20 protein-coding genes are annotated in these 19,824 nt (G+C 69.7%); 12 read left to right on the top strand and 8 right to left on the bottom strand.

Annotated elements, in window-relative coordinates:
* The first annotated feature begins 96 nt into the window (after positions 1–96).
* The gene (locus VN378_RS07985; protein WP_325742650.1) at positions 97–4,446 is read left to right on the top strand and encodes a hypothetical protein; all 4,350 of its coding nucleotides are present in this window, start codon (positions 97–99) and stop codon (positions 4,444–4,446) included.
* An 823-nt stretch (positions 4,447–5,269) separates the two neighbouring features.
* Positions 5,270–5,908, top strand: a complete 639-nt coding sequence (locus VN378_RS07980; RefSeq protein WP_325742648.1) for a hypothetical protein — start codon at positions 5,270–5,272, stop codon at positions 5,906–5,908.
* 191 nt (positions 5,909–6,099) lie between these two features.
* Here the strand turns inward: VN378_RS07980 and VN378_RS07975 are convergent, their stop codons facing one another.
* Positions 6,100–6,507 carry a DUF983 domain-containing protein gene (locus tag VN378_RS07975; RefSeq protein WP_325742646.1) on the bottom strand — a complete coding sequence of 136 codons (408 nt, stop codon included), beginning with the start codon at positions 6,505–6,507 and terminating at the stop codon, positions 6,100–6,102.
* Between the two features lie 134 nt (positions 6,508–6,641).
* Here VN378_RS07975 and VN378_RS07970 point away from each other — a divergent pair, with 134 nt between their 5' ends.
* Positions 6,642–9,512 carry a hypothetical protein gene (locus tag VN378_RS07970; RefSeq protein ID WP_325742644.1) on the top strand — a complete coding sequence of 957 codons (2,871 nt, stop codon included), beginning with the start codon at positions 6,642–6,644 and terminating at the stop codon, positions 9,510–9,512.
* A 12-nt stretch (positions 9,513–9,524) separates the two neighbouring features.
* Here the strand turns inward: VN378_RS07970 and VN378_RS07965 are convergent, their stop codons facing one another.
* The 3 genes from VN378_RS07965 to VN378_RS07955 all read right to left on the bottom strand — a co-directional run bounded on the left by VN378_RS07965 (position 9,525) and on the right by VN378_RS07955 (position 11,162).
* A complete protein-coding gene (locus VN378_RS07965; protein ID WP_284223625.1) occupies positions 9,525–9,803 on the bottom strand; it encodes an HU family DNA-binding protein in 279 nt (92 codons plus the stop codon).
* A gap of 118 nt (positions 9,804–9,921) precedes the next feature.
* Positions 9,922–10,731: a flagellar type III secretion system pore protein FliP gene (gene fliP, locus VN378_RS07960; RefSeq protein ID WP_325742693.1), complete on the bottom strand. Its 810-nt coding sequence runs from the start codon at positions 10,729–10,731 to the stop codon at positions 9,922–9,924.
* Between the two features lie 161 nt (positions 10,732–10,892).
* Complete coding sequence (locus tag VN378_RS07955) at positions 10,893–11,162, bottom strand: flagellar biosynthetic protein FliO (protein ID WP_325742692.1); 270 nt, start codon at positions 11,160–11,162, stop codon at positions 10,893–10,895.
* Between the two features lie 116 nt (positions 11,163–11,278).
* Here VN378_RS07955 and flgB point away from each other — a divergent pair, with 116 nt between their 5' ends.
* The 4 genes from flgB to VN378_RS07935 all read left to right on the top strand — a co-directional run bounded on the left by flgB (position 11,279) and on the right by VN378_RS07935 (position 13,093).
* A complete protein-coding gene (flgB, locus tag VN378_RS07950) occupies positions 11,279–11,686 on the top strand; it encodes a flagellar basal body rod protein FlgB (protein ID WP_325742640.1) in 408 nt (135 codons plus the stop codon).
* An 11-nt stretch (positions 11,687–11,697) separates the two neighbouring features.
* Positions 11,698–12,117: a flagellar basal body rod protein FlgC gene (gene flgC, locus VN378_RS07945; RefSeq protein ID WP_325742639.1), complete on the top strand. Its 420-nt coding sequence runs from the start codon at positions 11,698–11,700 to the stop codon at positions 12,115–12,117.
* A gap of 10 nt (positions 12,118–12,127) precedes the next feature.
* On the top strand, positions 12,128–12,427 hold the full coding sequence (locus VN378_RS07940; RefSeq protein ID WP_325742638.1) for a flagellar hook-basal body complex protein FliE: 300 nt from the start codon (positions 12,128–12,130) through the stop codon (positions 12,425–12,427).
* A 90-nt stretch (positions 12,428–12,517) separates the two neighbouring features.
* The gene (locus VN378_RS07935; RefSeq protein WP_325742636.1) at positions 12,518–13,093 is read left to right on the top strand and encodes a hypothetical protein; all 576 of its coding nucleotides are present in this window, start codon (positions 12,518–12,520) and stop codon (positions 13,091–13,093) included.
* Positions 13,094–13,103: 10 nt separating this feature from the next.
* Here the strand turns inward: VN378_RS07935 and VN378_RS07930 are convergent, their stop codons facing one another.
* Positions 13,104–13,982, bottom strand: a complete 879-nt coding sequence (locus VN378_RS07930; RefSeq protein WP_325742634.1) for a 2OG-Fe(II) oxygenase — start codon at positions 13,980–13,982, stop codon at positions 13,104–13,106.
* A gap of 113 nt (positions 13,983–14,095) precedes the next feature.
* On the opposite strand from VN378_RS07930, the gene VN378_RS07925 reads away from it, so the two are divergent.
* Positions 14,096–14,479 carry a VOC family protein gene (locus VN378_RS07925; protein ID WP_325742632.1) on the top strand — a complete coding sequence of 128 codons (384 nt, stop codon included), beginning with the start codon at positions 14,096–14,098 and terminating at the stop codon, positions 14,477–14,479.
* The gene (locus tag VN378_RS07920; protein WP_325742630.1) at positions 14,479–14,928 is read left to right on the top strand and encodes a GFA family protein; all 450 of its coding nucleotides are present in this window, start codon (positions 14,479–14,481) and stop codon (positions 14,926–14,928) included. The genes VN378_RS07925 and VN378_RS07920 overlap by 1 nt, the downstream gene beginning before the upstream one ends.
* Here the strand turns inward: VN378_RS07920 and VN378_RS07915 are convergent.
* From VN378_RS07915 to folE, 3 genes are all read right to left on the bottom strand, one after another.
* Complete coding sequence (locus VN378_RS07915; RefSeq protein ID WP_325742628.1) at positions 14,925–16,073, bottom strand: acyltransferase; 1,149 nt, start codon at positions 16,071–16,073, stop codon at positions 14,925–14,927. The two genes, VN378_RS07920 and VN378_RS07915, sit on opposite strands and share 4 nt — an antisense overlap.
* A gap of 54 nt (positions 16,074–16,127) precedes the next feature.
* Positions 16,128–16,640: a hypothetical protein gene (locus VN378_RS07910; protein ID WP_325742626.1), complete on the bottom strand. Its 513-nt coding sequence runs from the start codon at positions 16,638–16,640 to the stop codon at positions 16,128–16,130.
* A 61-nt stretch (positions 16,641–16,701) separates the two neighbouring features.
* The gene (gene folE / locus VN378_RS07905; RefSeq protein ID WP_325742624.1) at positions 16,702–17,277 is read right to left on the bottom strand and encodes a GTP cyclohydrolase I FolE; all 576 of its coding nucleotides are present in this window, start codon (positions 17,275–17,277) and stop codon (positions 16,702–16,704) included.
* Between the two features lie 239 nt (positions 17,278–17,516).
* Between folE and fliQ the strand changes: the two genes are divergently transcribed.
* The 3 genes from fliQ (at position 17,517) to flhB (ending at position 19,784) form a co-directional block, all read left to right on the top strand.
* Positions 17,517–17,780, top strand: coding sequence for a flagellar biosynthesis protein FliQ (gene fliQ, locus VN378_RS07900; RefSeq protein ID WP_055830786.1), 264 nt, complete (start codon positions 17,517–17,519; stop codon positions 17,778–17,780).
* Between the two features lie 164 nt (positions 17,781–17,944).
* A complete protein-coding gene (gene fliR / locus VN378_RS07895) occupies positions 17,945–18,715 on the top strand; it encodes a flagellar biosynthetic protein FliR (RefSeq protein WP_325742621.1) in 771 nt (256 codons plus the stop codon).
* Positions 18,708–19,784: a flagellar biosynthesis protein FlhB gene (gene flhB / locus VN378_RS07890; RefSeq protein WP_325742619.1), complete on the top strand. Its 1,077-nt coding sequence runs from the start codon at positions 18,708–18,710 to the stop codon at positions 19,782–19,784. The genes fliR and flhB overlap by 8 nt, the downstream gene beginning before the upstream one ends.
* The last annotated feature ends 40 nt before the right edge of the window (positions 19,785–19,824 follow it).

Here is a 19,824-nt window from a genome sequence, read left to right as displayed (position 1 = left end):
CCATCATGACCCTCGAAAAACACCCAATTTTCTACAGTTGAGGGCCGCGGACAAGCGATATTGATTATCGGCCTTTCTCGGGAAGGGCTGCCTGCAATGACCGTTTTGGGACCCCGGCGACCCGTAGCCGCCGCGCCCTTCCGCTTTCCGCGCCTGCGGGGCGGCCTGCTCGCGGGCGCAGCCGGCGCCGCCATCCTCTGCGGCTGGGCGGTCCTGCCGACATCCGCCGCGGCGCAGGCGACCTGCTCCAGCGGGACCGCGTCCGGCGCCAACGCCACCGCCTGCGGTCCCCTGGCGACGGCCAGCGGCGGACAGTCGACGGCGGTCGGCTATTCGGCCAACGCCACGCACCAGAACGCCACCGCCGTGGGCTCAAACGCCGAAGCCGCCAACACGGGCGCCACGGCCGTCGGCCTGAACAGCACCGCCGCCGGGGTCAACGCCACCGCCCTGGGCTCGGGGGCCGACGCCGGCGGCTCCGGCGCCGTCGCCCTCGGCAGCGCCCTCGCGAGCCAGCAGAACACCATCGCCATCGGCACGGGCGCTGAGGCCGTGTCGACCAGCGCGATATCGATCGGCCAGAACAGCGCCGCCGGCGGCGTCGGCGCCATCGCGTTCGGCGGCTCCGCCTTCGTGAGTCAGACCAACGGCGTGGCCATCGGGACGGGGGCCGGCGTCCAGGCCGTCAGCGGCGTGGCCCTCGGCCCAGGGTCGAGCGTCGACGGCGCGCGCGGCACGGCCGTCGGCGCTCGCGCCCACGCGGGGGCCGAACATGCTCTGGCGCTGGGCGGCGGCCTCAACGGCTCGATCGACGGCGCCCAGGCCACTGGCATCGGCGCCGTCGCCATCGGCACGGACAGCGTCTCCAGCGGTTTCAACGGCGTGGCGCTCGGCTTCGGATCGACGGCCACCGCCCAGGACAGCGTGGCCGTCGGCGAAGACAGCGAGGCGAGCGGAACCTTCGCCGCCGCGTTCGGGTCCGGCGCGACCGCCAGCGGCGCGGACTCGGTCGCCCTCGGCCATAACAGCGCCGCCAGCGACGTCGGCGCCATCGCCTTGGGCCGGGCCGCCAACGCCACGTCCGCGGTGGCGATGGCGCTGGGTTACGACAGCAGCGCCAGCGCCCTCTATGCGACCGCGATGGGGGCCTCGAGCCGCGCCGATGGCGAAGGCGCGCTGGCCTCCGGCTACGGGGCCCGGGCCGCCGGCACCTCCTCGGTGGCCGTCGGTCAGGATTCGGTCGGCATGGGCATCGAGTCGGTCGCCATCGGCATGGGCGCGAAGGCCGGCGGCGACGCTCTGAACGGCATCGCCAACGACGACACCATCGCCATCGGCACGGGCGCCCAGGCCGGGGCGGCCGCCCTCAACCAGGGTCAGGCCATCGCCATAGGCGACCAGGCCCGGGCCAACGCGGCCGCGGCGACGGCGCTCGGAGCCGAGGCCGAGGCCTCGGGCCTCAGCGGGGTGGCCCTCGGCGCCAGATCGACGGCGGCGGGCGTCGGCGGCATCGCCATCGGTGGCTCCGACAGCGTGGGCGGCGGGGCGTCCGTCGACGCGGGCGCGGACTACGCCATGGCCATCGGCGTCGGGGCGAGGATCGGCGCCGACGGCGACCGGTCGATCGCGATCGGCAATCTGGCCCTCGCCAGCGCCGATTCCAGCGTCGCGATCGGCGAGTCCGCCCGCACGAATTTCTCCAATGGCGTGGCCGTGGGCTATCAGGCGCTCTCGAACGCCAGCCAGAGCACCGCCATCGGCCCCGGCGCCGTGGCCGGCGGCATCGCAAGCTTCGCCGGCGGCTCCGGCGCATCGGCGACGGGGAACTACGCCATCGCCATCGGCATCAGCAGCGGGGCCGCGAGCAGCAACGCCATCGCCTTCGGCAACGACGCGACCGCCAGCGCCAACCACGGCCTCGCCTTCGGCGCCAACGCCGCCGTGACCCAGGTCGGCGGTCTGGCCCTGGGCGCCAACAGCGCTGTCGGCGGTCTGCGGGGCGTGGCGCTGGGATTCGGGGCGAACGCCGGCGCCGAGGGCGGACTGGCGCTGGGCTACAACAGCAGCGCCAGCGGCGTCGGCGCCATCGCCCTCGGCTCGGGCTCCGTGGCCAGTGCTGACAACACCCTGTCGGTCGGGGCGGTCGGGGCCGAGCGCCGGATCGTCAACGTCGCCGCCGGAAGCCTGGTCTCGGGCGGTACGGACGTCGTCACCGGCGGCCAGCTGTACACGACCAATCTGTTCGCGGCGGGGCTCGACACCCGGCTGGGGACCGCCGAAACCTCGCTGACCGCCCTGGGCGGCCGGGTGACGACGGCGGAGAGCGACATCGTCGACCTGCGCGGCCAGATCGGCGCGGTGGGCGCGGGGCTGGTGATTCAGGACCCGGTGACCGACCTGATCACCGTCGCCGCCGCATCCGGCGGAACCGGCATCGACATCTCCGGGACCGGGGGGGTCCGGACCCTGGCGGGGGTCGCCGACGGCGCCCTGACGGCGGGGAGCGCCGAAGCCGTCACCGGCGGCCAGTTGTACACGACCAACCAGTTCGCGGCCGGGCTCGACGGCCGGCTGGGAACGGCGGAGACGTCGCTGACCTCGCTCGGCGGCCGGGTGGGGACGGCCGAGGGGGCCATCGCCCTCAACACGACAGGCATCGCCAGCGCGACCGCCGACATCGCGACCACCAACGACCGGGTCGTTTCGGCCCTCGGCGGCGGAGCGGGCGTGGACGCCGACGGTCTTCTGACGGCGCCGAGCTATTCGGTGCTGGGCGTGAGCTACGACAATGTCGGCGGCGCCCTGACCGGCCTGAGCATGCGGGTGACGACCAACACCGCCGACATCGACGCCCTCGAGGCGGTGGTCGCCAGCGGCGCGGGGGGGCTGGTCACCCAGGATGCCGGAACCCTGGCCCTGAGCGTGGCCGGCGGCGCCGGCGGAACGGTCATGGACGTCTCCGGGACCGCGGGCGCCCGGCGGATCACCGGGCTCGCCGACGGCGTCGTCGCGGCGGGCGGGACCGACGCGGTCACCACCGGCCAGCTCTTCGCGACCAACCAGTTCGCCTCGGCTCTCGACGGCCGCCTGGGAACGGCCGAGATCTCGCTTGGCGCGCTGGGCGGGCGGGTGACGACCGCTGAGAGCGACATTGTCGATCTGCGCGGACGTCTGGGCGCCGTCGGGGCGGGGTTGGTCATCCAGGATCCGGGGACCGGGGCGATCACCGTGGCGGCGACCACCGGGGGGACCAGCGTCGATGTCCAGGGGACGGCCGGCAAGCGGACGCTGAAGGGCGTGGCCGCCGCCGACCTCTCCGGAACCAGCGATGAGGCGGTCACCGGCGCCCAGCTGTTCGCGACCAACGGAACCGTGGCCGCCAACGGCCAGGCCATGGCCGCCAGCCTCGGCGGCGGCGCGGCCTATAACGCCGCCACCGGCGTCTTCGCCGCGCCGAACTATGTCGTCCTCGGCGGCGCTCACAACAATGTCGGCGGCGCCCTGACCGCGCTGAGCGGCCGGGTCGAGAGCAACACCACCGACATCGCCACGCTGCAGGCGGGCGCTGGCGGCGGAAGCGGCGGCGGCAACGCGGCGGAGATCGCCGCGCTGCAGGCCCAACTCGCCGCGCTGCAGGCGATGATCGGACCGCTGCAGGCCGAGGTCGCGCGGTTGGCGGCCGGGACCGGAACCGCCACCGGCGCCGGAGCCACCGCCGTCGGCGCCGGCTCGGTAGCCAGCCAGCCCGGAGCGACCGCGGTCGGCGCCGGCGCCCGGGCGATTGGCGATCCGACCACTGCGATCGGTTATATGGCCCTGGCCTCCGGACAGCACGGCGCCGCCGTTGGCGGCAACGCCGGGGCGACCGGCGACCTCTCGACCGCGCTGGGACAGGGCGCGGTGGCCAGCGGAGGCTCGAGCACCGCCCTGGGGCAGGGCTCTACGGCAGCCTACGTCAACAGCATGGCCATCGGCCAGGGCGTCGCCACCACCCGCGCCAACCAGGTCGCCATCGGCGGGGCCCGGGCCACCTACACCCTGGCCGGCGTCACCTCGGATGAGAGCCGGTCCGCCCAGAGCGGCGACACCTGGGTCGTCACCGCCGACAGCCTCGGCAACCTGGCGACCATGGACATGAACCCGTGGTTCGACCGGCTGGAAGGGCTGGAGACCGAGTTCGACCAGCGCTGGAAGGTGACCACCGACACCTTCGACCGTCAGGCCGACGGCATCGCCATGGCCCTGGCGCTCGGGGGCGCCCAGGTGCTGCAGGCCGGCCAGCGCTTCGCCATATCGGCCAACCTCGGTCACTTCGACGGGGCCAACGCCGCTGGCTTCGGCGCCATCGGCCGGGTCAGCGACAGGGTCAGCTTCAATGTCGGTGCGGGCGTAGGCTTCCGGACCGGCGTGGTCGCGGGCAGGGCCGGCGTCAGCATGGCCTGGTAGGGCCCGGCGACCGCCAGAAGTCAGGAACGCCGGGCGGACCTCCTGCCCTGGCCCGCAAGCGGACCTTTGTCCCGCGATCGGGAACCCGACATTGCCGGCGAGGCGGCGGCCCGCAGCAGGCCCGGGCAGGATGAGCGGCTGCAACAGCAACGCCGGGCGCCCGGCCGGCGCGGTCTGGATCGCGCACCCGGACGGTCTTTTCGTCCACAGGGTTCTGCCTGCCCCAAGATGGTTTCCCTGTTTACCGGACTGCCGCCGTCCCGCGGCGCCGGCCGCCCGACGGCGCACGTTTCGATAGAGATAAGTATAGTTTTCTATCCTTCGGGGTGTGTGGCCCGAACTTTCCGCGCTGTTGACGAAGAAACCGATATGACGAACTGACACTGTTCCGGATTCATTGGCCGGCTATCCGGATATATTCTAAGTATATAAAGGTAAACATGACTGTAGGTTAAAAGTAGAACGATATATATTATGGATCACAACGTGTTGCTCACTGAAAATATGAATTATGTATGGCGCCGGTTAATTCCCAATATCAATGTGGAGGTGCATATCTGAATATCATTACTGCGTTAATGGTGTGGCTTAACCAGAATGCTAAGGTCGGAGTTAATCTATCAGCGTTCATTGAAATAAGCAGGAAGAGGTGGAATTCAGGGGAGAGCCAGACATGCATGCAGGACGGGGGGACCGGGGATACGGGCCGGTGCGCGACGACGCAGAGTCGGGGTCCGCCCCACAGCGGCGCGCCTTCGGCACGCCGTATGAAAGCGTCACCTTTTCAACGGCGACCCGGTCGCGGTGTGAACTGACCGTCACCTTGGCCTCCCAGCCCGTGTTCGACCTGGCCTCCTCCGCGCCGATCAGCCAGCGCCTGAGGCGCACCATCCGGCGCTGTGGAGAACGCTCGGTCTTCGAACGCAAGACCCTGGAAATCGACGACCTCAGGCAGATCGACGTCCTGACCATCGAACACGGCATGCGGCTGTTGCGGCTGGGGCCGGGCGACAGCGGCATCGTCCCCGCCTTCTGGCGGACCTTCGCCGCGGGGCGGGGGCCCTACGCCTTGCTTTGCGCAGCCAGCCAGCACAGCGCCGAGCCCGGCAGTCTGCTGATCGAGGTCTTCGGCGGCATCGAACACGCGCCGGTGGATGTCATCGACGACGCCCTGTCGCATTTCCAGACCCGGACGCGCGGGGTCGTGCTCCACATCGCGCCCGACGTCGATGCTGCGCGGCGGCTGAACGGCGTGCGCGCCCACTGCATCGCCATCGATTTCGCGGGCGTTGCGCATGAGGGCGTGAGGGACTGGCTTGGCGCGGCCGAACTGGTGACGGCCGCGCGTCAGATCTGCAACCAGCTGCTGCTGGTCAACCTGCGGCCGGATCGCGCGCTTGCGGCCCAGGCCGCCGGGGCGACCCATGCGGTCTTCTGCACCCTGGAGCCGAGAACGCTCTAGCTGCGGCGCCGGGAGCGCCGGCGTCGACCGCCTATTTTCGCTTGCGCGTCAGGATCATGCGAACGCCCATCCCGAGGATGACGACGGGCACGAGAATGAGGAGCCACGACAGTATTTGCTCGACGTCCATGGCGCCCCCTCCTCGAGGCCCGCGCAGGGAGCGCGCCGCCGCGCCCGGAGTCAAACGGCGATCAGCGCCATTTCGACCCTTCGCCGTGTCCGCCGACGCTTTCGAACTCGGGCGGCGCGGCCTTGTGGACATACTGCTCGGAAACCAGCCAGCCCTTCAGCGGACGCAGAACAGCGAGGCAGCCCAGCACAAGCAGCGGCATGGTCACCACCAGATGCACCCAGATCGGCGGATGGGCGCCGAACTCGAACCACATGAACAGGATCATGCCGATGACGCCGACCAGGCTCATGCCGAAAAAGGCCGGACCGTCGGCCGGTTCGGCGAAACTGTAGTCGAGGCCGCAGGCGGGGCAGGCGTCGCGGATGGTCAGGAATCCCTTCAGCAGCGGGCCCTTGCCGCAACGGGGGCAGCGGCAACGCAGGCCGGTGGACAGGGTGTTGAGGCGGGGAAACTTGAGATCGGTCACAGTCGGGGGTCCTGACAGGAAGCCAGGGTTCATGTCGGCGTGCGGGCCCTCCTGCGCAACGGGCCGCATTGTCGCGGTCACGGTCACCAACCGTTAACCGCGTTGTAAGGCCGGTCGCGCGAGGGTGCGCGCGTATGTCCGGGGTCTCCGTCAGCAAGCGCGTTCTCAGAACCACCGTGGCCGCCGCCGCGGCGGGCGCGGTCGTGTTTGCGCCCATGGCGCCGATGGCCCAGGAAGCCGGCGCCGTCGTCGATCCGATCTCGATCCGCATCGGAGCCAACGCCGAATTCACCCGCATCGAGTTCGCCGGCGTCATCGGCGCGCGCTCGAAGGTCCGCCGTGAGGGCCGAGACGTCATCGTCCGCATCGGCTCGACCGCTGCGCCCGACGTCTCGCGGCTGAAGGTCGATCCGCCCCCGGGGGTGGACAAGGTCGAGACCCGCGCGGTCCAGGGCGCCACCGAACTGGTCCTGACCCTGTCCGAGGGGGCCGACGCCCGCAGCGGCTCGGCCGACGGCGCCGTCTATCTGAACCTGTTCGCCTCGGCGCCGGATGCGCCGCCGCCGCCGGCCGTCGCCGCCCCGACCGTCGCCGTCGTCGCCCGGGCCACGCCGGCCAAGGTGTCGCTGGCCTTCCGGTGGGACAAGCCGGTCGGGGCCGCCGTCTTCCGCCGCGGCGAGGCTGTCTGGATCGTATTCGACACCCCGGCCCGGTTCGACATGTCCGGCGCGCGGCAGCTGGGTCCCGCGTCCGACGCGCACTGGACGGCCGGGCCGGATCATGTCGCCGTTCGCATCGCCGCGCCGGCCGGCCTGGCGGTCTCCGCTGTCGCCCAGGGCTCGACCTGGACCGTCGTCATAGGCGGCCAGCCGGTCGCCGTGGAGGGCGTGACCGTCGACCGCGACGACAGCGGCGAGCCCGTTCTGGTCGCCCGTATGGCCGGCGCCACCCGAGCCGTCTGGCTGACTGATCCGCTGGCCGGAGACCGTTTCGCCGCCATCACGGCCCTGGCCCCCGGCAAGGGCTTCGCCGATCGCCGCCGCACCGTTGACCTGGCTCTGCTGCCGACCGCCCAGGGACTGGCCGTCGAGACCACGTCCGCCGATCTGGGCGTCCAGGCCGACGGGGACCGGGTCACCTTCAGCCGCCCCAACGGCCTGATCCTGTCGCCGCCCTCCGCCGCGCTGGAGGCTGCGGCGGATGAAAACGGCGCGCCGCGGAAGGCGAAATTCCCGGCCCTGATCCTCGCCGAATGGGCCGACGTCGGTCACGCCGGCTTCCCGGCCCGGCATCGCCAGCTTCAGGACGCCGCCGCGCGGGAGGCGATGGCGGCCGGAGACGATCCGCGCGCGCCGGCCGAGGCGCGGTTCGCCCTGGCGCGGTTCCTGGTCGGCTCCGGCCTCGGCTATGAGGCCGTCGGCGTGCTCAACAACATCGCCGCCAAGGCTCCGAACATGGCCGGCGAGCCCGAGCTTCGCGGCCTGCGCGGCGCGGCCCGCGCCTCCATCGGCCGGATGGAGGAGGCGCAGGGCGACTTCGCCGCCGCCGCCGTGGCCGGCGACCCTGCCGCCGCCATGTGGCGCGGCTATATCGCCTCGACCCAGGGCGACTGGGCCGGGGCCCGCCAGGCGTTTGCCGCCGGAGCCGTCGCGGCCGACGCCTTCCCCGCAGCATGGCGCGCCCGCTTCGGCGCCGCCCATGCGCTCGCGGCGCTTGAAACCGGCGACCTGCCCGCCGCGCGGGCCTTGCTGGCCTACAGTTTCAGTCAGGAGGCGCCCGCCGCCGACCAGCTGACCGCGCGTCTGGTGCAGGCCAGGGTGTTCGAACTGGACGGCCAGTCCGACCGCGCCCTGGCCGTCTATAACGCCATCAGCCGGGCGCCGCTGGACGTCGTCTCGGTGCCGGCCAGGCTGGGCGTCGTCCGCCTGTCGCTGGCCAAGGGCCGGATGAAGCCGGACGCCGCCGCCATTGAGCTGGAAGGGCTGCGCTGGCGCTGGCGCGGCGACGCCACCGAACTGGCCGTCATCCGCCAGCTGGGCCAGCTCTATCTGTCCCAAGGCCTCTATCGCGAGGCCCTGACCGCGCTGAAGGGCGCCGGACCGGGCCTGAACCGGCTGGAAGGCGCCGCCGACATCCAGGCCGATCTGGGCGCGGCCTTCCGCATGCTGTTCCTCGAGGGCGGGGCCGACGGTCTGCAGCCGGTGCAGGCGCTGGGCCTGTTCTACGACTTCCGCGAACTGACCCCGATCGGCGCCGACGGCGACGAGATGGTCCGCCGCCTCGCGCGCCGTCTGGTCGACGTCGATCTGCTGGACCAGGCCGCCGAACTGTTGAAATACCAGGTCGATAACCGACTGGAAGGGGTGGCCAAGGCCCAGGTCGCAACCGATCTGGCCGCCGTCTATCTGATGGACCGGCAGCCCGAACCGGCGCTGCAGGCGATCTGGAGCTCGCGGACCACCATCCTGCCCACCGCCCTGAACGCCGAGCGTCGCGCCCTCGAGGCCCGCGCCCTGGCGGGGTTGGGGCGGTTCGATCACGCACTGGAGGTCCTGGGCTCGGACGCCTCGCCCGAGGCCGGCGACGTCCGGGCCGAGATCTTCTGGAAGCAGCAGAAATGGCTTCAGGCGGCCGCTCTCTATGACGCCCGTCTGGGCCAGCGGTACGCCGATCCCGCGCCGCTTGCCGCGGAGGAAGAGGCGCGTCTGATTCGCGCCGGCATCGGCTATTCCCTCGGACGGGACGGTGCGGCGCTGAACCGTCTGTCGCGGAACTATCGCCCGTTCGTGGCGGGCGCGCGAGCGAAGACGGCCCTGTCCATCGCCCTGGATGACGACGGCGTCGCGCCGGGAGATTTCGCGGCCCTGACCGCCTCGGCCGACACCTTCGCCGGCTGGGTCACGGCCATGAAGGGCGATCTCAGAACGAAAACGGGCGGGAACCGCGCCGCGGCCCCCGCCCGTCCTCAAGCTGCGGCGGCGGCCCCTGCGAGGCCGGCCGCCTGAGACCCTGTGGTCTTACTTGTTCACCGCATCCTTGAGCGGCTTCGACACGCGGAAGCGCACGGCCTTGGAGGCGGCGATCTTGATCGTCGCGCCGGTGGCCGGGTTGCGGCCTTCACGGGCGGCGCGGGCGGCGGTGTCGAACACGCCGAGGTTCGAGATGCGCACGTCGCCGCCGCCGATCAGCGACTTGTGGATGTTCTTGACGAGGGCGTCGAGCATGCGGCCGGCGTCGGCCTGGCTGACGCCGGCGTCCTTGGCGACGGAGGCGATGAGTTCTGCTTGGGTGGTCATGTGGGTCGTTTCCCGATGAAAGCTCGCCCCGATTCAGGGGCGATGACGGACGGATTGACGCCGCTTTTTATTCCCTTGGCAAGCGACTTCGCCGCTGTAAGCCCCACGGGCTGGGGATTTACCCGGCGCCGGAGGCTCTCTGGAAGCTCTCGACGAGGCTTCCCGCGACCAGTCTCCAGCCGTCCACCAGCACGAAAAAGATCAGCTTGAACGGCAGGGAAATCACCACCGGAGGCAGCATCATCATACCCATGGACATGAGCACGCTGGCGACCACCAGATCGATCACAAGGAACGGAACGAAAAGGAGAAATCCGATTTCGAAGGCCCGCTTCAACTCGCTGATCATGAAGGCCGGCGTGACCACCCGGAGGGGCAGGTCGGCGGCCGCCGTCGGGGCCTCCAATTGCGACAGCCGAACGAACAGGGCGAGGTCGTCGCGGTCCACCTGGGCCAGCATGAAAGTCTTCACAGGTTCCGAGGCCGCATCGAAGGCCTGGGGCAGCTCCATCTGCTGGTCCAGCAGGGGCCGGATGCCCGAATCATAGGCGTCCTGCCAGGTCGGAGCCATGACGATGGCGCTCAGGAACAGGGCCAGGGACACGAGAACGGCATTGGGCGGCGACTGCTGCATGCCCAGGGCGGTGCGCAGCAGCGACAGCACCACGACGATGCGCACGAAGCTGGTGGTCATGATCACGATTGACGGCGCCAGCGACAGGACGGTCATCAGCCCGACCAGCTGGACGACCCGCTCGGTCAGCCCGGCCCCCGTGCCGAGATCGACATTGATGGCCGCCCCGGGGCCGCCGGCCGCCGCTATGTCCTGGGCCAGGGCCCCCAGCGGCCACAGCAGGCAGGCGAGGGTGGTGATCAGCGACAGCAGGGCCGCGCGCTTCAGCTCGGCGCGCCCTGGGAGTGCAAAGATTTTCTCCCTCCCCCTTGTGGGGAGGGTGGTCGCGCAGCGACCGGGTGGGGAGGGCTGGGCGACAGACACGCCGCCGACGCCCTTGCCGAAGCGTCCCCACCCCGCCGCTGCTATGCGGCGGCGACCCTCCCCCGGAGGGGGAGGGAGAACGTCCGCGCGTCTCACTTGGCGTCCCCGCGGGGCTCGATCAGCTCGCGGCCCTCGCCCAGCATCAGCAGGCGCTCCTCGTCGTCGATTCGCACGAGAACCAGCCGGCGCGCGGGGTCCAGCATCAGGGTCTCGACCACCTTCATCCGCCGTTCCCCGCGCTCGGCGCTGAGGCGGGCCAGCAGCTGCGGCGCATAGCGGCGCGCGCCCCAGGCGGCCAGGCCGATGATGCCCAGGGTGATGGCGAGCGCGAACATGGCCCGCAGCAGGTCGAGGAAATCCATGCGCCAGCCTTCGGCGATCATGGTTAACGCCGCGTTGAGATAACCCCCCGTTAACCATGCAGGCGGCAGTTTCTGCCCATCTCGAAGGGGCGATCCGCGCCCGGGAGCGCCAATCCGTGGGTTTCACCGACCTGCCGCTGCTCAGCCAGATCAAGGGCCGCCTGTCCTGGCTGGACGAGCGCCAGCGCGTCATCGCCCAGAACGTCGCCAACGCCGACACGCCCGGCTATGTCGGCCGCGACCTGAACCAGCCGACCGACTTCGCCGCCGCGCTGCGGGACGGGGGAGGCGGGGTCCGCATGGTCCGCACCAGCGCCATGCACATCGCCCCGGCGGGCCAGACCGCCCGTTTCGAGACGCAGACCGCGCCCGATTCCGAGACCACGCTCGACGGCAATTCCGTCGTGGTCGAGGAGCAGATGCTCAAGATGGCCGAGAGCCGCATGGCCTACGACGCCGCCATCGGCCTGTACCAGAAGTCCATGCAGATGCTGCGCATGGCCGCCCGCGCGCCCGGCCGCTGAGGAGCTGACCGATGCCTGACCCCATCCCCCCGCGCAACAGCGCCATGGCCGTCGCCGCCAGCGCCCTGAAGGCGCAGCAATCGCGCATGCGGGTCATCGCCGAGAACATCGCCAACGCCGAATCGACCGCCCAGGTCGCCGGCGGCCAGCCCTACCGCCGTCAGATCCCCGTCTTCCAGGCGCGCGAGATCGACGGCGCAACCGGCGTGACCCTGGCCGAGGTCCGCCCCGACATGGGCGACTTCCGCTCCGAATACGATCCATCCCATCCCGCGGCCAACGCCGAGGGCTATGTCTTGCGTCCCAATGTCGACACCCTGGTCGAGGCCATGGACATGCGCGAGGCCCAGCGCGCCTACGAAGCCAATCTGAACATCATCGAGACCGCGCGCTCGATGGACAGCCGCACCCTCGACCTGCTGAAGAAATAGGGCCTGACCGATGAACCCCCTGATGGCGGCCAAGGCCTATGCGGCGATCCAGGACGGCGCCTCGCCCGTCGGGGGAGCGGCGGGGGTCGGCCAGTCCGGCTTCGCCGACATGCTGACCAGCGTCATGGGCGACATGACCCAGAGCTCGCGCGCGGCCGAGACGCAGATGGCGTCGGCGGTGCAGGGGCAGGGCAGTCTGATCGACGTGGTCACCGCCGTCTCCTCGGCCGAGGCCTCGCTGGAAACCGTCATGGCCGTCCGCGACCAGGTGATCCAGGCCTATCAGGAGATCATGCGGATGCCGATCTGACCGGTGTCGGCTTAAAGCGCCGGTAAGGGCGCAGGGGCGATCATCGCCCACATGAAGACCTTTCTGGCGGCCCTCGGCCTCCTGTTCTGCATGGCGGCGCTCGCGGCCTGCGACAGTCCCTCGAACGATCTCGGCGACATCGCCCGGCTGCAAGCCGAGACGGGAATCGGCCCGAGCGTCCAGTTCGGCGGACGGGCCCTGCGCCACCTGCCGGGCGGGACGCCGTGGTCAGTCTCGCCGAACGGTCAGGGGGCGAACGGAGCGATGCCTTCGCAGGCGATGTTCGAGGACGCCATGGAGTTGCAGCGGCGAACGGGCGGACCGTCTTCCCGAAACGGGGTGGTGATCCATATTGGCGTCGGCGGCGATCCGTCGTCAGATGCGCCGCGCAAGGTTGTCGGCACGCGCGAGGGACTGTCGGTGATGCACCAAACTGACGTGCCATATCCGGAAGACGAGCTCCAGCTGCCGAGCCCGTTCGACGGCTATATTAGCTGCCGTCAGGGCGCGTCCGCTGCGCGGCGCGACAGTTGCCGGGTGACCATGAAGCATGCCGGACTGACACACGGGTTTCCGCTTCCGGTCGCGGCCTTGTCCGACTGGCGGCCGCACGTCGAAGGATATCAGCGGCTGTTTGATCATCTGGCTGCGCCCGCGCCCGATTGATCGCGAGCTTTCAGACTTTCGGCGCCCGTCCCCTGAGCCACTGCGACAGCACCCATTTCTCGCCCCTGGTCGGCGGCAGGCCCGCGTGCCGGGTGCGCCGGTCGACAGAGCCGTCGGGCAGGGTGTTGGCCCACAGCAGGGCGTCGCCCTTGCGGCCGCGATGGCGCAGGCCGCCCGCCTCGAACGCTGTCTCGCCGCCCTCGAAATCGTCGTTGAGAAAGACCAGCAGGGTCGCGATCCGCTGACCGCGCGCCGCCAGATCGGCCGCATAGCCCGGAGTCGCCGGGTCCAGCCAGTCCACGTGCCAGTCGAAGGTCTGGCCGACGGCGTAGTGGAGGATCTGGGTCCATTCCAGACCTGGAACCGGCAATCCGGCGGCGCGCGCGATTCGTTCGCGGACCAGCGTCAGAACGACGTCCATCCGGTCCAGATCCAGCTGCGCGGCGGCGTTTGTGCGCACGCTCTCGCGACGCCCGGAACCCGTATCCGGATCATAGACGAGAGCGGGTTCGACCGCGGCCCCGGCTCGCGCCCTCATCCAGTCGCACGCCGCCGGAGGGAGAAAACCGTCGATGGCGAGGATCGCCGGGCCTTGCGACAGCACGCGCGGGCGCGGCGCGGTCAGCCAACCGGCGACATCGATGCGGCGTGCTGTCTCCAGCCAGTTTCCCGTCCCGGAGCCGCTGGCCAGCAAGGCGATCTGATCCATGGCGGGCTCGAATCCCAGACTCGCGGCGCGGCCCAGAAGGTCCATCGCCCGGCTCCAGTCCTGCGCGACCCCTAGCCCCATCCCCGTCAGAACGGCCAGACGGGCGGCCGCCGCGCCATCGCCGGCCTCGACGGCCGCGGCGAGCGCCGAAGGACTTCCGGATGTCGGGATCGGTTTCATGGCGCTGTTCTAGGAGGACGCGCGGCGCGGACCAAGCGGGCGGCCGCGCACAAAACGGGGAACCCTGTGCGCGGTCCACACGCTCGTTCAGCGACAAGCTTGAGGAGACCGCCGTGCTGAAGGACCGCAACTCATCCGCCATCGTCGCGGTCAGCGACATCGCCCGCGCCCGAACCTTCTATGAAGACACCCTGGGCCTGACCCTGATCCAGTCCGATGACGAAGACGGCGTGCTCGGCTTCCGCACGGGCGACACCGAACTGACGGTCTATCGGTCCGACTTCGCCGGGACGAACAAGGCCAACGCCGTCAGCTGGGACATGAAGGGCGATCTGGTCGAGACGGTGCAGGCGCTGAAGGCGAAGGGCGTGACGTTCGAACACTATCCCGACATGGGCATGACGCTGAACGGCGACATCCATGAGGCCGGCGGGATGAAGCTGGTCTGGTTCAAGGACCCCGACGGCAACATCCTGCATCTGGTCGAGGGGGTGTGATGATCAGGACCCGGCGCGGCAGCTGCCACTGCGGCGCGGTGAAGTACGAGTGCGATATCGATCTGTCGCCCCCGGGCGAACGCTCGGAACAGATCCGGCCCGGCCCGTGGTTCGCCTCGACCCTGCGCTGCAACTGCACCTTCTGCGGCAAGACCCGGATGTGGAAGAACCACACCCCGGCCGAGGCCTTCCGTCTGCTGCAAGGGGCCGATCGGCTGACATCCTACCGGTTCGGGGAAGGGACGATCGACCACACCTTCTGCAAGGTGTGCGGCGTCTATCCCTTCGTCAACGCCAGCATGGAGTTGCTGGGCGGCGACTTCTACTGCGTCAACATCGCCACCCTGGACGATGTGACGCCGGAGGAGTTCGCGGCCGCGCCCATCGTCTATGAGGACGGGATCAACGATGACTGGACCCGTTCGCCGAAGGTGACGAGCTACCTCTAGCCTTCCAGCGACACGACCGGCTGCAGCCCGGCGGGCGCACGGCGCGACCGGCCTTTGAGCCAGTCCCGGATGCGGTTCTGGATCGGCGTGTCGATCGCGACGTGGAACGCCCAGGCGAAGGCGAAGGCCGCGGCCACGCCGCCGGCCCACAGCGCCCATTGGGCGGAGACCGGCAGGGCGAAGCGGGCGATGGCGACGTTGGCGACGCCGAACCATGCGATGCGCACCACCTCGTTGGTGATGAACATCGAGAACGAGACCTGGGCGGCCTTTTCGATCCATTTCGAGGGGCGCGGCGTCGGAATGGCGCCGGCCGCCAGAATGATGGTCGAGATGCAGGCCAGCGAGATCAGGGCGTTCTTGTCGAAAGACTGGGCCACGGCCAGCCCCAGCGCCGCCGCGATCCCGGCCCACCCGGCCAGCTTCGGCGCGATCCAGACCTTCTGGGCGAACCCGGCCAGCGCCATGCCGAGGAAGAACAGCGGCAGGGCCCGGAAGAAGCCGAAGCCCATCGGCATCTGGTAGACGGGATAGCCGAACAGGCTCCAGGTCAGCTGGTTGGCCAGCAGATACAGGCCGACGCCCAGGGCGAGCACGGTCCACGGCCCCAGCCGGACCAGACCCTTCAGCATCCACGGGAAGGCGAGGTAGCAGCCGATCAGGGCCGAGATCGACCAGCTGGGCGCGTTCCAGCCATAGCCGCCGGGCACGCCGTAGGCCTGGACCAGTCCCATCTGCGCGGGCAGCTGGCTCCAGTCGAACCATTCCGGAGCGCGGGGCCCGAGCCCGAGCGCCGCGCTGATCGTGACCAGGGCGATCAGGGTCAGACCCATCATGATGTGCGCGGGCCAGACCCGCAGGAAGCGTTTGGCGAAGAAGGCGCCGGCCGACATCCGGCCCCCCGAGACCGAAGCCCCGTACACGCGCATCAGCACATAGCCGCTGTCGATCAGGAAGAAGTTGGTCAGCAGGAAGCCGCCCCGCTCGAACACCGGATGCAGCTGTTCGGCCAGGGGCGCGGGGCCCGCGCCCTGGAAGTGGTGCAGGATGATCAGCGAGGCCACAATGAAACGCAGGGCGTCCAGCCACCCGCCCCGAACGATGGGCGTTGTTTCATTCCGGGTCGAAATCGCGGTCCAGACCAAGGCGGAACTCCCTTTCGAGGGGAGTTCCGCAAGGACCGGGCCGCGACGGACCGCCTACAGCTTGCCGAAGGCGACGCCCCGCCAGCCCCAGCCCGCCGCCAGGACGGCGGCCTTGACCGGATTCTTGATCTCGCTGGTGTCGAACCGGTAGTCGTAGACCTCGCCGAACGACCCGTCCTCGCGGAAGGCGTAGACGGTCTCGAAGCTCTTCTCCCAATTCTGGCCGCGCGAGGCGCTGCCGCGGGCGCTCAGCGTCGGCACGCCGGCCCGCCATTCGACCTCCCAAAGCTCGTCGACCGCCCGGACCTCGCCCCTGGCCTCATCGAACTTCATCAGCACCTTGAAGACCTTCTTGATGCCCGCCTTGGCGAAGATCTCGTACCATTTGGCGTCGACGACCCGCCATTCGGCGACCATGTCGACGCCTTCCTTCTTCCCGTCCCGGATGACGAACGGCGCCGTCGCCCGGTTCACGTCCATCAGGCTCTTGCGCAGGCCGGCCGTGGATTGGCGCGGCGTTCCGGCCGGAGGAGCCTTGGTCCCCGTCAGAAAATCGAAAAGTCCCATGGTCATCCCCCGAACGTTGTCGGATGACAGTGGTCGATAGCGCCGGCGATGACCAGCGTTCTCAGCCCCGCACCAGCCGCAGAAACTCCTCGCGCGTCCGCGGATCGTCGCGGACCACGCCGCTCAGATGGCTGGTCGTCAGGCTGGCCCCCGGGGCGTTGACGCCGCGCAGGGTCATGCAGCTGTGTTCGGCCTCGATGACCACGCCCACCCCCTGGGGCCGCAACACCTCCTCGATCGCCAGCGCGATCTCGGATGTCATCTTCTCCTGGATCTGCAGCCGCCGGGCGTAGCCGCGCACCACCCGCGCCAGCTTGGAGATGCCCACCACCCGGTCGGTCGGCAGATAGCCGACATGGGCCACGCCGACGACCGGCAGCATGTGGTGTTCGCAGAAGCTGACGAAGCGGATGTCCTTCAGCACGACCAGCTGGTTGTAGCCGCCGACTTCCTCGAAGGTGCGCTCCAGATACTGGCGCGGCTCGACCTCATAGCCCGAGAACAGCTCCTTGTAGCTGCGCGCGACCCGGCCCGGCGTGTCCAGCAGGCCCTCGCGGTCGGGATCGTCCCCGGCCCATTCGATCAGGACGCGGACGGCGGCTTCGGCTTCGGACTGGGAGATGGCGGGCTTGGTCATGCTGCACCCTTACATCCTTCTTCCCTTGCGGGTGAAGGGCACGCCCGCCGGCTTTATCGGTGTGGCTCACATGGAGACTCTCGCGCCATGGCCGCCCTCGGCGGCGCTGGTCGTCCGACATTTTTTGCGGGAAGGCGGGGACTCTCTGCCTTCGTGCCCGACCGGGAGAAGAGTTCGTTAGCGGCGCATTAACCACGCTCCCGGCATTTTCTGCCCGGTATCCCGGGAGTACGATTTCAATGAACGGCGCGGAAGTTCTGGATGTGGGGCGCGACGCCCTGTGGCTGACGATCCAGCTGTGCCTGCCGGTCCTGCTGGTCGGTCTGGTGGTCGGCGTGGTCATCGGCCTGGTCCAGGCCCTGACCCAGATCCAGGAACAGACCCTGATCTACGCCCCCAAGATCATCGCCATCTTCGTCTCACTGCTTCTGTTCCTGCCGCTGATGGGCGCCCTGCTGGGCGGCTTCATGCGCGAGATCGCCGCCCGCATCGCCGGCATGTGACGATGACGCCCCGCGTCATCGTCATCCTCGGGCTCGACCCGAGGATCGGATTGTCCGGTGCGCGTCGAGGGACGACGGGACACCGGCTGGCGGGCCATCGCCAGAACGCCAGGGCGCTTCCGCCTCTGATCCTCGGGTCAAGCCCGAGGATGACGGGGTAGGGGGTGGAGCCTTACGCCACATCGGACCAGGTCTGGCAGGGCGCGCTGATCTTCGCGCGGATCGGCGCCGTGCTGATGATGCTGCCCGGCATCGGTGAAAGCTATGTGCCCCCGCGCATCCGCCTGTCGCTGGCGCTGGTGGTGTCGCTGGCCCTGTGGCCGGTCATCGCCGGCCTGCTGCCCGCCCTGCCGGCCAGCGTCGGGGGCATGGCGGGCTGGATCATCCGCGAGGTCATCGTCGGCCTGATGATCGGGGCCCTGCTGCGCAGTTTCACCACGGCCCTGTCGACGGCGGGCGAGATCGTGGCCCTGCAGACGACGTTGGCCTTCGCCCAGACCGCCAACCCCATGCAGGCCCAGCCGGGCGCGACCCTGGCCGCCTTCCTGATGCTGCTGGGCACGACCCTGGTGTTCGCCACCAACACCCATCATCTGTTCATCGCCGGGCTGGTCGGGTCCTATGAGCTGATCGCTCCGGCCCGGCCGCTGGTGACAGGCGACTTCGCCCAACTGGCCATCAAGACCCTCGGCGACGCCTTCATGCTGGGGGTCCAGCTGTCGGCGCCGTTGCTGGTCTTCGCCCTGATCTTCAACATCGCCTCGGGATTGATCGGCCGCGTCATGCCGCAATTCCAGGTCTTCTTCGCCGCGGCCCCGCTCAGCATCATCCTGGGCCTGTCGGTCTTCGCCCTCAGCCTCGGCGTGGTGGGAACGGTCTTCATCGACCGCTACCGCGCCCTGGCCCAGATCTTCGCGGGAGGCGCCGGTGGCTGAATCCGCCGATCCCGAGTCGAAGACAGAAGAGGCGACACCCCGAAAACTCGAGGACGCGCGAAAGAAGGGCGATGTCGCCAAATCGCCCGACGTCGCTTCGGCCCTGTCGCTGGCGGGGGCCTCGGCCGCCGTGCTGATGACGGGGGGCTGGTTCGCCACCTCCATGGCCGAGCAGCTGCTGCCCTTCATCGCCGCGCCCCACACCATGATGGGCGGTCTGGATGCAGGGGCGGGCGTCGAGATCGGGGCCATCGCCCTGTGGGCCGTCGCGCCCTTCCTCGGCGTCGTCATGCTGGCCACCATCCTCGGCGGGGTCGGCGGCAACCTGGCCCAGTCCGGCCTGATCTTCACCGCCGAAAAGCTGAAGCCCGACTGGTCCAAGGTCAGCCCCATGAAGGGCTTCCAGCGCATCTTCGGCCCCGACGGCCTGGTGCAGTTCATCAAGACCTTCATCAAGCTGGTGGCCGTCGGCTTCATCTGCTGGATGGTTCTGAAGCCGCACCTGCGCGACCTGGAGAACATGGCCGCCATGCCTCCGGCCATGATCCTGCCGGCCGCGCGCGACCTGATCCTGGCGCTGGTGACGGCGACCCTGATCCTGCTCGGCTTCACTGCGGGGGCGGACTTCCTCTGGCAGAAATACCGCTTCGCCGAGCGGATGAAGATGACCAAGGAAGAGATCAAGGAGGACTACAAGCAGTCCGAGGGCGATCCGCACGTCAAGGCCAAGCTGAAGCAGATCCGGGCCCAGCGCAGCCGCCAGCGGATGATGCAGAACGTCCCGAAGGCCACGGTCATCGTCGTCAACCCGACCCACTATTCGGTGGCCCTGCGCTACGAGCCGGGCGAGGGCGATCCGGCCCCGATCTGCGTCGCCAAGGGCGTCGACGCCCTGGCCCTGCGCATCCGCGAGGTCGCCCGCGACCACAATGTGCCGATCGTCGAGAACGTCCCGCTGGCCCGGGCCCTCTACGCCGCCGTCGAGGTCGACGAGACCATCCCCCGCGAACATTTCGAAGCGGCCGCCAAGGTCATCGGCTTCGTCATGCAGAAGCGGAAGAAGCGTTGATCGTTCAAGGCTCTTAACGCGCCATTTACCATGCGCCCGG

This window comes from Brevundimonas sp., assembly GCF_035561115.1.
Classification (GTDB): domain Bacteria; phylum Pseudomonadota; class Alphaproteobacteria; order Caulobacterales; family Caulobacteraceae; genus Brevundimonas.
Note: the sequence above shows the minus strand (reverse complement) of the source record. Positions and strands in the feature narration are given on the sequence as shown.

Bases quoted from the DNA above. Each gene is read 5' to 3' on its own strand.
- VN378_RS07985 (WP_325742650.1), top strand. From the start codon at position 97: ATGACCGTTTTGGGACCCCGGCGACCCGTAGCCGCCGCGCCCTTCCGC.
- VN378_RS07910 (WP_325742626.1), bottom strand. From the start codon at position 16,640: ATGGGACTTTTCGATTTTCTGACGGGGACCAAGGCTCCTCCGGCCGGA.
- VN378_RS07940 (WP_325742638.1), top strand. From the start codon at position 12,128: ATGAACCCCCTGATGGCGGCCAAGGCCTATGCGGCGATCCAGGACGGC.
- VN378_RS07955 (WP_325742692.1), bottom strand. From the start codon at position 11,162: ATGGATTTCCTCGACCTGCTGCGGGCCATGTTCGCGCTCGCCATCACC.
- VN378_RS07930 (WP_325742634.1), bottom strand. From the start codon at position 13,982: ATGAAACCGATCCCGACATCCGGAAGTCCTTCGGCGCTCGCCGCGGCC.
- VN378_RS07920 (WP_325742630.1), top strand. From the start codon at position 14,479: ATGATCAGGACCCGGCGCGGCAGCTGCCACTGCGGCGCGGTGAAGTAC.
- flgC (WP_325742639.1), top strand. From the start codon at position 11,698: ATGCCTGACCCCATCCCCCCGCGCAACAGCGCCATGGCCGTCGCCGCC.
- fliQ (WP_055830786.1), top strand. From the start codon at position 17,517: ATGAACGGCGCGGAAGTTCTGGATGTGGGGCGCGACGCCCTGTGGCTG.
- VN378_RS07970 (WP_325742644.1), top strand. From the start codon at position 6,642: ATGTCCGGGGTCTCCGTCAGCAAGCGCGTTCTCAGAACCACCGTGGCC.
- folE (WP_325742624.1), bottom strand. From the start codon at position 17,277: ATGACCAAGCCCGCCATCTCCCAGTCCGAAGCCGAAGCCGCCGTCCGC.
- VN378_RS07935 (WP_325742636.1), top strand. From the start codon at position 12,518: ATGGCGGCGCTCGCGGCCTGCGACAGTCCCTCGAACGATCTCGGCGAC.
- VN378_RS07965 (WP_284223625.1), bottom strand. From the start codon at position 9,803: ATGACCACCCAAGCAGAACTCATCGCCTCCGTCGCCAAGGACGCCGGC.